Below are 12,019 nucleotides of genomic sequence, written 5' to 3' on the forward strand. Positions count from 1 at the left end.
TATACGAAGAGAAACATTTTTTACGTACTTTAGTTACCTAAATAAATATTAAATTTTGGAAGAGATAGAACGTAAATTTTTAGTTACAAATACTGATTTTATTGACGAGAGTAATGTTCAAAATCGTATTGTACAAGGCTACCTAAATTCCAATCCTTCTCGAACAGTTAGAGTAAGAATAAAAGGCGAAAAAGGTTTCTTGACGATTAAAGGAAAAGGAAATAATTCTGGCACTACTAGATTTGAATGGGAGAAAGAAATCCCGGTATCCGAAGCTGAATTACTACTGCAATTGTGCGAAAAAGGAATTATTGATAAAATTCGATACGAAATTCCACTTGGGAAACACACGTTTGAAGTTGATGTTTTTTCGGGTGAAAATCAAGGATTAATCATGGCCGAAGTAGAACTCTCAAATGAACATGAATCATTTGAAAAGCCTCAGTGGTTAGGAAAGGAAGTTACTGGAGATAAAAAATACTATAATTCCTATTTAAGTGAACACTCATTTAAAACTTGGAAGTAATTATTGTATCACTTCAAGATTTACACGCAATAAGCCACGACCACTGTTGTGAGAAATATCTAAAAAAGGTGTTTTAGCAATATCAATTTCTCTGTTTTTAGTAAATGGACCTCTATCCGTAATGGTCACGATGACACTTTTGTTGTTGACAATATTTGTTACTTTTACCTTCGTACCAAACTTTAGAGTTTTGTGCGCGGCCGTGTAGTTTTTGTTGTTAAAAATCTTACCGCTAGCCGTTCTTCTACCATTTAATTTGTCCGAATAATGAGAGGCTTCCACATTACTTTTAAAAATACGAGTCTCTAAAGTAGCAATTGAATCCGTAATCTTAATAGAATCTATTGCGGTCGTTGCATCCAAAATAATTATATTCTTTTTCTTTACCGTATCAGATAAAAAAGCTTTTCTCTCAAAACTCAAATGATTTTTGTGAGAAAAGCTTAATAACATTGTAATAAGCAAAGCAAACGATAGTATTATGACATTTTTCTTCATGTTTTGTTCTTTGTTAATCTTATTACCAAATTTTGTACCAAATATTAATTCAACCAGCTACTCCAAGGTAAACGTAATAAAATTAATAGAAGACCTAATGTATAGAATATGGCGATTTTCTTGAATTTACCATTATTACTTTCTTCTTTTTTATGTTTTGACCAACCGATCGTAATTAACGCTAATGCGATAATATTAATTAACGGATGCTCTAACATAGTCAATCTTAATGCTGGGTTTTTCATAGCACCTTCAATTCCGAAAGCTTGAAAACCTTTTTCAGACACAAAATAAACAATCAAACCTACCAACAATTGAATGTGGCAAATGATCAATGTAAACAAAGACAATCTTAAATCTTTGTCTTTAAAGAACTTTTTAGATGTTAAGCCTACAATTGCATTAATTGAAGCTAAAACTAACAGTATTAATGCGGCATAAGCCAAATACGAGTGTACATTAAGTAGTGCCTGATTCATAGTTTTAATTTATTAGTGATTTACAAATATAAGAAATAAAAAACCTCTTAATCAAAAAAATGAGTAAGAGGTTTTTGTATTAGTATTCTAATTGTGATTAGAAATTATAACGAATCGTAAAATTCCAAGTTCTACCGAAACCTAAGTACACTCTATTTGATTTATCTAAACCATCATAAACTTGTGTATTTTGATATGTTTGATAAGCAGCCACGTTTGGTTGCCCAGCATTTGGATCTCCAACTGGCAATACGAAATCAGCTTGTGTTTTAGTATGAATGTTTGTTCTAGATTCAGCAATATATAACTCGTCTAAAACGTTATTCACATTTAATCTCAAATTAACTGAATTCATTTTATCTTTTCCAACTAACATTTTATATGAAATTCCAGCATCTAAAAGACCGTAACCAGGTAATTGTAAAGAACCTTTATCATTAGCAGCTTGGTTTTTGAAGCTTGTTGGATCGATACTTGCGAATAAATTATCCACATATCTATAGTTACCATCAATTTTAAATCTTTCTAAAATTTCATAAGTTGCCCCGATAGCTGCAGTTGTTTGTGCTGCATCTCCAACTTTAACGTCTTTAATATAAAGCGTTTCTGTAAAAGGAGTTCCTGAAGGGTTCGTAACAACTACGTTGTTGTCATCTTGATAGTTTGCGGTAACACTGCTTCCATATTTCCAATCTCCAACGGATACCATACCATTAATTTGAAGCTTTTGGAATGGTTTATAGTTGAAATCAACTTCCACACCTGTATGAATTTGTTCCACACCTTGTAAAAATGCAGTTCCACGAACAGTAGGAGTTGCAATATTTAAATCGTCATCTATTTCAGTTGAAAGTCTAATAAATCTATCATTCCAAGATGTTCTGTATAAGTTAACGTTTGCGTTAAAAGTTCTTGAACGGAAACCGTAACCTAATTCAACACCTATAATTTTCTCGTTTGTTAAATTTTCATTTAAAACCGATGCATTGTTAGGATAAACCGCATTGAAGAACGGTTGTTTTGAATAATATCCAGCATTTGCAAAAATATTGTGATTATCATCAATATTATAATTTGCTCCACCTTTAATATTACCTCCTAATAAATTTTCGTAATCTGTAGAATACAACGGATCTGATTCTAAGTATTTAAAAAAGTCATCTCTTCTGTATCCTTGATTAGAAAGAGCTCCTTGAACAAAAGCAGTTAAATTTTCACCTGCATATTCCAATTGTGTGAATGCTCCATACCAATTTACAAGACCATCATTGTTATAATTGATTTTTTCTTTTTGATAATCTAAACTAAAAAACGGATTAAGATGTGGTCTCGCAGTGTATTCATAGCTTACAACATTTCCTGGATTATTAATATTTGAATTATCATAAAAATTATCAGCACCCATCAAGTCTGTTAATGTATTATAGTGAATACCTCTATAAGTTCTAGCATCGACTCCAAAATCTATTGTTACTTTGTCATTTAACTTTTTATTCAAGTTAATTACGCCACCGTACCAGTTGTGCGAGTTGATCTGTGCGATTTTAGAAATACCAGTTGTCGCATTATTGCTTGTAGAAGAAGTGTTTTGGTAAAAACCACCTGTTTGAGTTCTGGTTTGAGGAATTCCGTTAATTAGTACAGTTTCTCCTGAATTATAAGCTTGAATTAAATCAATATCAACTAATCCATCAGCTGTTCTTAAGTTATCAGAATCATATCTATTTCCTCTAATTCCCCCTGCTCCAAGTGTTCCTGCACCACGTCCCCAAGAACCGTAGAAAACAGATGAAAGTTTGGTTGTTTCATTAATTTTAAAATCCCAATTCAAAGACATTACTGGTTTGTGATAGTAGTTAGTTCTCATGCTGAATTCTTTTCCATCTGCATAACCCCAGTCAGAATTGTATCTTACATTTGGTTCAACTCCACCACCATATTTAATATACTGAGCAATTGTTGGTGCATTAGATCTTTGATTGTGCCATTGTGGAGCACCCGTAAAAGTTAACTGTACATCATGTTTTTCATTAATTGCGTAACCTAATGCTATGAAATAATTCCCACCTTCAAACTTAGTTCCATCAACATATCCGTCTCCTCTTGTTTGACTAAAAAGAATAGATGTTGAGAGTCCGTTTTTCATTTTTCCGGTAGAATAAGAAACTTGTGTTTTTAAATAATCATCATTTGCAACACCTGCAGATACTGCTCCGCCTTGTTTCATATCAGCACTTCTTGTAACAACATTAACTGTTCCTCCAACAGAAGAAATTGCTAATTTTGAAGAACCTAGACCTCTTTGTACTTGCATCGCCGAAGTAACATCAGATAATCCAGCCCAGTTACTCCAATATACAGAACTATTTTCCATATCATTAACAGGAACACCGTTAATCATTACGGCAATATTTTTTTGATCAAAACCACGGATATTAATTCTTGAATCTCCAAATCCACCTCCAGATTTTGTTACATAAACAGACGGTGTATTAGCTAACATTTCAGGAAACTCTTGGTTCCCTAATTTCTCTTGAATTTCAGCGGCTTTAATCGTAGAAACAGCTACTGGCGTTTTACGATCTTTTGCAATGTCAAGAACTCCTTGCCCTACTAATACCACCTCTTGAAGCTGATTAGCGTCTGGAAATAAAGTTACTCTTCCTAAATCAATCGAACTTCCAGAAACAGTAAACTTAACAGTCTTAGTTTCGAAACCTAAGTAGGAAATAACTATTTCCCCAACTTTAAGCGCAGAAGAAATTTCAAATTTACCATCAAAATCGGTAACAGATCCTGTTGTTGTTCCCTTCACAAGAACACTAGCTCCTGCTAACGGTTGATTCAACTCTTCATCTATCACCACTCCCGTGATTTTTGACTGTGAAAACACAGTTAAGCTCGATAAAAGCAAAAACCCGTAAAACAATACATTTTTAAAAATTTTCATTTGGTGCGTTTTTAAAATATTTTCTGCAAATTTCCTACAACATTTTGTTTCTAATGTTAAGCCAATGTTAACAAAGTGCTTCAAAGTGTTAAAAAACAATCATTTGCGCATTTAACGATATTTTTCGTGTTTAATTCGCAAAATCATAAATAAAAAATAAAATCCTCAGCTTTTCAACTAAGGGTTTAAATTATTTTGAATAACTACATGTTATTTTAAGTATTTTTTCAATAAAAATGAAGTGGAACCGTCATGCATGCCCACATTTTCGCTTTCTATTTCCGCTAAAATTGTACTGGCAGATTGCTTACCAAGCTCTACACCCCATTGATCAAAACTAAATATATTCCAAATAATACCTTGCACAAAAATCTTATGTTCGTACAATGCTAACAATGACCCTAAAGATTCTGGCGTTAATTTATCAATCAAAATTGTATTGGTTGGCTTGTTGCCTGCAAATAATTTAAAAGGTGTTAAAAAAGAGGCTTTTTCACTTGAAATATCCTGCTTTTTGAGATCAGCTTTTACTTGTTCTTCTGTTTTGCCCATTAACAAAGTTTCTGTTTGTGCAAAAAAGTTAGACATCAATATATCATGGTGTGCTTCATTACCGTGCAAACCTTCTTTAAAACCAATAAAATCGGTAGGAATCAATTTTGTTCCTTGATGAATTAATTGAAAAAATGCATGCTGCGAGTTTGACCCAGGTTCTCCCCAAATAATGGTTCCTGTCTGATAATTTACAGGCTTTCCATCTCTTGCAATACTTTTCCCGTTACTTTCCATTATACCTTGCTGCAGGTAAGGAACGAATTTGTCTAAATACTGCGTATATGGAATTATGGCTTCGCTTTCTGATCCAAAGAAATTATTATACCAAATGCTTAAAAAAGCCAAAATGACAGGCATGTTTTTATCGAAAGATTCGTTTTTAAAATGATCATCCATTTTATTTGCACCTTTCAATAAACCATCAAAATTTTCGAATCCTATTGCCAAACTAATGGATAATCCGACAGCACTCCAAAGTGAAAAACGTCCTCCAACCCAATCCCACATCGGAAAAACCGCATTTGCGTCAATCCCAAATTCTGCTACTTTTTCAATATTGGTGGAAACCGCTACAAAGTGCTCTGCAACAGCTTCTTCTGTTCCTGCTTGTAAAAACCAATTTTTAATTGTGGCTGCATTTAAAATTGTTTCTTGAGTACTGAAAGTTTTTGATACCACAACAAAAAGTGTGGTTTCTGGATTTAACTTCTTCAATACTTCAGTCACATGATCACCATCAATGTTTGAAACAAAATGAGTGGTTAAATGATTTTTATAAAACTGCAAAGCTTCTACAGCCATAGCAGGTCCTAAATCAGAACCTCCAATTCCAATGTTGACAATATCTGTAAACTTCTTTCCCGTAAAACCTTTTCTTTTACCTGATATTATTTCATCTGAAAAGACCTTTATTTTATTTTTTACCGTATAAACCTCGGGTATTACATTTACACCATCTACAAGTACGGTCGCATTTTCTGGAGCTCGCAATGCTGTATGTAAAACGCTCCTATTTTCGGTTTGATTGATTAAAGCTCCTTCAAAATATTTAGAAATAGCCTCTTTCAAATGCACTTCATTAGCAAGATCTAAAAACAGTTGCAATGTTTCTTCCGTAACAATATTTTTAGAATAATCCAACAGAAAGTCGCTCCATTCGATATGCATTTTTTCCGCCCTTTGCGAATCTTTTGAAAACAACTCCTTCATTTGAACGCTTTTCATAGCTTCAAAGTGCAATTGTATTTTCTGCCAAGAAGCAGTTTGTGACGGATTTATGTTTTTAAGTGCCATTATTCTTTGAATTTTACCGCAGTTATGCTATCCAATTCTTTTTTAAGAGGTTCGATGTGTTTTAAATATTTTTGTTTGTCGTTAGCTCCCATGGGTTCTGAATTTGGCAACATCATTCGTAAAGGATCTACCTGAACTCCATTTTTCCAAAAGCGATAACAAACGTGTGGTCCAGTTGCTAAACCAGTACTTCCTACTTTTCCAATAACTTGTCCTTGAGAAACACTTTGTCCATTTCGAACTAAAATTTTTGACATGTGAAGATACTGTGTTGAATAGGTTGAATTATGTCTAACCTTCACAAAGTTTCCATTTCCTGCCGTATAACCTGTTCGTTCTACAACACCAGTAGCGGTAGTTTTAATAGGCGTTCCATGTGGCGCCGCGTAATCAGTTCCATTATGTGCTTTGAAACGCATTTGAACCGGATGGAATCTTTTACCTGAAAAGCGAGAAGATATTCTAAAATAATCTAATGGCGCTTTTAAGAACATACTTTTTAATCCGTTTCCGTTTTCATCATAATAATCACCCGTCTTTTGATTTTCGTTTAATTTATATGGAAATGCAAATATCTTTTTTCCTTTATGTTCAAAGTACGAAGCTTCAATGCTTTCCACTCCAACATAAATAGAATCTTCAATATATTTTTCATTCAAAATAACAGCAAATTTATCACCTTTTTGAATTTTAAAAAAGTCAATTGAATACGCATAAACGCTTGCAATTTTTGGCGCTACTGAAGCACTTACACCCGCTTTATTTAAAGTTTCAGAGAAAGAACCATTTATTTCCGTCGCAAGAATTCTTCTTTTGATAGATGTTGGCTTTTGATTGTTTGAAACCTTAATAGAATCTCTAAAATCAACAACTGTGTAATTAATACGGTCTTCAATATAAACAATTGCTTGTACTGTATTTGGCTTTTTTTTATCCAGAAAGAAAAGATAAGGCTTTCCAGCTTTAATCTTTCTAACATTAAAAGAGCTTCTTATTGTTTCAATCACATTGTGAACTTTCAAGCTGTCTTTCAATGGATATTTTGACAAAATAGCACCAAAAGTATCACCAGATTTAATAGTGTCTTTAACTACTTCATAGTCATTAAAAGTAAACCCATATTCCTTTACAATAGGTTCTGGCTTCTCAATTGGTAGTTCGTTTTCTTTTTCTTTCTTATCTTCTTTCGAATTACAAGCTGTAAAAAAGCTTAGAAAAAAGATAGTTAGTATTAAATATCTCAAAGTTGTTGTTTTTATTCAGTGCTATTATTCTCCCCAGTTATCTAATTCTTCTTTTGACCATAGTTCTGGAAAGAAGATTCTTTTTTGATATTTTGGTAACATGTATTTTTTCCAATCACTTCCGCCAGTTGCTTCATGATTTCCTGGTACGCTTTCAATGTATTTTTTAGCTGCATAAAAATGCCCCATAACCCAAGTAATATTTACAGTTTTATCATAATGACGCATCGCTGCAACTAATTCTGGATTTTTCTGGTCATCTTCAGGCAATTGCTTAAATTTTCTCCAAAGATTTATGGTGTTATATTCTTCCATATACTCTAAGAGCTGTTTTTTATATTTCTTTTCGAATTCTAACAATAAATAAGATTTCTCACCTGTTTTATAATCTTTTCCTGCCGCTTGCCAATACAAATGCTCGAAAGCGTGCTCATAAGGCGTATTTCTATCAATCGACCCTCTAAATCTAAGGTCGATTAAGTTGATCAAATCAGTCGATGAAAACTCAATCAAACGGTACTGGGCAGACTGAAAGCCACTAGCTGGTGTCAGCGTATTTCTAAATTTCAAATATTGTTCTGGCTCCATTCCATCTTTCATAATATCGAAAGAAGTGGTAAGCATATCAAAATAACGACTAATTCTTCCTAACTTTTCAGAAAAATAAGCTGTTGATGGTTCTTCGGTATGACAAATTTGCCCCATTTCCCAAAGAATCATTTTAAACAACAATTCATTTACTTGATGATACATTATAAACACCATTTCATCAGGCAGTGTCGTTCGCTGTGTTTGTAAATTTAACACGGCATCAGTTTGAATATAATCCCAATAAGTCATTGGCTTCGCCCAAAGTAATCCTTCTAAATGTGTTGAAGTATTTTGATTGATAGCTTCGAACTTATCGTTTAACTGATTTAACTGCTCTTGAATCTGTGGCGTAACTTCCATTATTTTTTTGCTTTAATTTTAAATGAATGTTTCAATCCTTTAAAAGACTCGATATCTGCTTTTAAAGATCCGACCGCTAAATTAGCTTTTAGACGAATAGGAATTTTATTGTCATCATCTGATATCCAAACGGTTAAACTCTCCTCTTCTTTAAAAACTCTACCTGCTTGAACATATGGACGGAAGATCATACATGAAACTTTTCCAAATTTAGTACTTATATCTTCTCTACCTAAAAATTTTAACTTAAATTTTGTCGTTTCATCGTCAAAAAACATGTCCATTGAGATCGATTCCCCTGGATTCAGTTTGTCAATTTTTGGGTGATTCCTTAAATAGTAAAAAGAAGACATTATATCTTGAATTTCTCCAGGAACATTAAATGATTTTTCAGTATTATGTTTATAATCTTTAACTAAAACAGTATTGTTTGTTTGATTAAAAAATCCTTCTTGATTTTTAAAATGCCCGCCTTCGTCAATTTTTCTAATAAACTGATAAGGTCTACCCGTTTCTTTATCAAAAAAACTTTCATAATTATCTTCTACTTTAAAGAAGAATTTAGTCATACCTACGGTCCAGCCTTTCCCAACAACGTGATGTACTTTTTTATTATTTTTTACAGCTTCTTTAATTTCTAAAGTTGCGTAACCCGCGTTGACTAGTCCGTAATGGATTCTAAGTTTAACCCATTCGCCGGTTGTATAGGAATCTTCTCTCTGAACAAATGAATTTGTCAGGAAAAAAATAGACAGAAGTAATATAATCTTTTTCATAATTTATGCTTTTTTAGAAATGAAAATGCAATTTCCGTTCCAAAAATACAAAAACAAAAAAACCCAGTCAAAAATATGACTGAGTTTTTATGCTATTAACCAACCAAAAAACTATAAATTATGAAAATTTATTACAAAACAAAGCAAACTACCTCTCTGTTTTGCGAGTGCAAAGGTATGTATGTTTTTGAATTATCATCAGTAAAAGATAAACTTTAACTTATTTTCATCAAAATACGTACCGAAACAATACTATAGATTAAAGATTTGTTAATAATTTGTCATTTTTATAACGTTCCTCGCAAAGCTTGTTCTCTCTCAATAGATTCAAAAAGTGCTTTGAAGTTACCTGCACCGAAACCTTTTGCTCCCATTCTTTGAATAATTTCAAAGAAAAGAGTTGGTCTGTCTTCAATTGGCTTTGTAAAAATTTGTAATAAATAACCTTCTTCATCGGCATCAATCATGATACCTAACTTCTGAAGTTCATTAATATCTTCTTTAAATTTAGACATATGGTCTTTTAAACGCTCTGGAATAGCATCGTAATACGATTTTGGCGGTGTGCTTAAGAATTCAATTCCTCTAGCGCGCATTTCAGCAACCGTTTTAAGAATATCATCAGTAGCTACAGCAATATGTTGTACACCAGGACCTTCGTAAAAGTCTAAATATTCTTCAATTTGAGATTTTTTCTTTCCTTCGGCTGGTTCGTTGATTGGGAATTTAATTCTTCCATTACCATTACTCATTACTTTAGACATTAAAGCAGAATAATCTGTTGTAATTTGTTTATCATCAAAAGAAAGGAAGTTTACAAACCCCATAACATCTTCATACCATTTAACCCAAACATTCATTTCGTTCCAACCTACATTTCCAACCATATGGTCAATGTATTTTAGACCTACTGATGTAGGATTATAATCTGATTTCCATTCTTTATAACCTGGTAAGAAAGTTCCTTTGTAGTTTTTACGCTCTACAAACATGTGTACGGTTTCTCCATATGTGTAAATTCCGGCTCTTACTACTTCACCGTGCTCGTCTGTTTCCACAGTTGGCTCCATGTATGATTTAGCACCTCTACTCATAGTTTCTTCGTATGCAGAACGCGCATCTTCTACCCATAAAGCAACGATTTTCACACCATCACCATGTTTTTTAACGTGTTCTCCAATTGGCGAATCACTATTTAAAGCCGTTGTTAAAACTAAACGGATTTTATCTTGCTTTAAAACGTAAGAAGCTCTATCTCTTACACCAGTTTCTAAACCTGAATAAGCTAATGATTCAAATCCAAATGCTGTTTTGTAAAAATGCGCAGCTTGTTTTGCATTTCCAACATAGAATTCAACATAATCAGTTCCTAATAAAGGAAGGAAGTCTTGAGCTCCTTCAAAAATTTTCTCTAATCCGTATTCTACGTTTTTAATTTCTTGTGACATAATTAATTGTATTATTTAAAAGTGTTGTTATGTGTATGTTTTTAAAAACTGAAATAAATCAGCTTAACAAATTTTTATTTTATTTTTCTAACCAAGAAAGATAATAAGTATCATCCGCAATTTTCATCGCTTCTTCTGTCACCATCAAAGGTTTAAAAGTATCGACCATTACTGCTAATTCTAAAGTTTCTTTCTTACCAATACTTCTTTCTGCCGCACCCGGATGTGGTCCGTGCGCAATTCCTGCAGGATGCAATGAAATATTCCCCGGTTTTACATCATTTCTACTCATAAAATCACCATCTACGTAATACAAAACCTCATCGGCATCAATATTACTGTGATTATATGGAGCAGGAATAGACAATGGATGATAATCGTATAATCTAGGTACAAACGAGCAAATTACGAAAGCGCTAGATTCAAATGTTTGGTGAATTGGTGGTGGCAAATGAATTCTACCAGTAATCGGTTCAAAATCGTGAATTGAAAAAGCATAAGGATAATTGAAACCATCGTATCCAATTACATCAAAAGGATGCGAAGCATAAACGATTTCAAAAATTTCGTCTTTCTTTTTCACTTTCACTACAAACTCACCACTTTCATTATACGTCTCTAATTCTTCTGGACGACGAATATCTCTTTCGCAAAAAGGCGAATGTTCTAACAATTGTCCAAACCAGTTTCTGTATTGTTTTGGTGTATAAACAGGTGAATGTGATTCTACAATAAACAAACGATTGTCTTCATCATCAAAATCCATCTTGTAAATCATACCGCGCGGCACCACTAAATAATCGCCATACTGAAAATCTAAATTTCCAAGCATAGTTCTTAATTTTCCCGTTCCTTTGTGAATGAAAATTACTTCATCAGAATCGGTGTTTTTGTAGAAATAATCCGTCATCGATTTTCTAGGTGAAGCTAAAACGATATGACAATCTGAATTAGTCAATACAATTTTTCTACTTTCTAAATAATCATCTTGTGGCGCTACTTCAAACCCTCTAAGTTTATAAGACTTGATGTTATTTTCAATTGCGATTTTAGGCGCAACACTATATTGACTTCTGATTTCTTTGACTTGAGTTGGTCTTTGTTCATGATATGAATTGGTAGACATTCCATCAAATCCAACGGTTCCTATCAATTGTTCATAATACAAGTCTCCATTTGGTTTGCGAAACTGTGTATGACGTTTACGAGGAATTTCTCCTAATTTATGATATATTGGCATATTCTTTTTGTTTTTTAAAGTTTTAAAGCTTCCGGATTTTGCAAGAAACTTTAGGTATT

At 33.0% G+C, this 12,019-nt stretch carries 10 protein-coding genes; 1 reads left to right on the forward strand and 9 read right to left on the reverse strand.

Annotation, left to right across the window (positions count from 1 at the left end; genetic code table 11):
• Positions 1 to 55: 55 nt before the first annotated feature.
• Entirely contained in the window at positions 56 to 526 is a 471-nt protein-coding gene (locus ACFSX9_RS06725) for a CYTH domain-containing protein (protein WP_379805941.1), read from the forward strand.
• On the opposite strand, the gene ACFSX9_RS06730 is transcribed toward ACFSX9_RS06725, so the two are convergent.
• The 9 genes from ACFSX9_RS06730 to ACFSX9_RS06770 all read right to left on the reverse strand — a co-directional run bounded on the left by ACFSX9_RS06730 (position 527) and on the right by ACFSX9_RS06770 (position 11,960).
• On the reverse strand, positions 527 to 1,024 hold the full coding sequence (locus ACFSX9_RS06730) for a septal ring lytic transglycosylase RlpA family protein (protein WP_379805943.1): 498 nt from the start codon (positions 1,022 to 1,024) through the stop codon (positions 527 to 529).
• Between the two features lie 44 nt (positions 1,025 to 1,068).
• Positions 1,069 to 1,503, reverse strand: a complete 435-nt coding sequence (locus ACFSX9_RS06735; RefSeq protein WP_379805945.1) for a hypothetical protein — start codon at positions 1,501 to 1,503, stop codon at positions 1,069 to 1,071.
• 97 nt (positions 1,504 to 1,600) lie between these two features.
• On the reverse strand, positions 1,601 to 4,453 hold the full coding sequence (locus tag ACFSX9_RS06740; RefSeq protein WP_379805947.1) for a TonB-dependent receptor: 2,853 nt from the start codon (positions 4,451 to 4,453) through the stop codon (positions 1,601 to 1,603).
• A 210-nt stretch (positions 4,454 to 4,663) separates the two neighbouring features.
• A complete protein-coding gene (gene pgi, locus ACFSX9_RS06745; protein ID WP_379805949.1) occupies positions 4,664 to 6,301 on the reverse strand; it encodes a glucose-6-phosphate isomerase in 1,638 nt (545 codons plus the stop codon).
• The gene (locus ACFSX9_RS06750) at positions 6,301 to 7,545 is read right to left on the reverse strand and encodes a M23 family metallopeptidase (RefSeq protein WP_379805951.1); all 1,245 of its coding nucleotides are present in this window, start codon (positions 7,543 to 7,545) and stop codon (positions 6,301 to 6,303) included. Before ACFSX9_RS06750 ends, pgi begins: the two co-directional genes overlap by 1 nt.
• Before the next feature lie 24 nt (positions 7,546 to 7,569).
• A complete protein-coding gene (locus tag ACFSX9_RS06755) occupies positions 7,570 to 8,496 on the reverse strand; it encodes a tryptophan 2,3-dioxygenase family protein (protein WP_379805953.1) in 927 nt (308 codons plus the stop codon).
• On the reverse strand, positions 8,496 to 9,272 hold the full coding sequence (locus tag ACFSX9_RS06760; RefSeq protein ID WP_379805955.1) for a DUF3108 domain-containing protein: 777 nt from the start codon (positions 9,270 to 9,272) through the stop codon (positions 8,496 to 8,498). The genes ACFSX9_RS06755 and ACFSX9_RS06760 overlap by 1 nt, the downstream gene beginning before the upstream one ends.
• Positions 9,273 to 9,559: 287 nt before the next feature.
• Positions 9,560 to 10,720, reverse strand: a complete 1,161-nt coding sequence (gene hppD, locus ACFSX9_RS06765; RefSeq protein WP_379805957.1) for a 4-hydroxyphenylpyruvate dioxygenase — start codon at positions 10,718 to 10,720, stop codon at positions 9,560 to 9,562.
• A gap of 79 nt (positions 10,721 to 10,799) precedes the next feature.
• Positions 10,800 to 11,960, reverse strand: a complete 1,161-nt coding sequence (locus tag ACFSX9_RS06770; RefSeq protein ID WP_379805959.1) for a homogentisate 1,2-dioxygenase — start codon at positions 11,958 to 11,960, stop codon at positions 10,800 to 10,802.
• Between the last annotated feature and the right edge of the window lie 59 nt (positions 11,961 to 12,019).

The organism is Flavobacterium ardleyense (genome assembly GCF_042686085.1).
In the GTDB taxonomy this organism is placed as follows: Bacteria; Bacteroidota; Bacteroidia; order Flavobacteriales; family Flavobacteriaceae; genus Flavobacterium; species Flavobacterium ardleyense.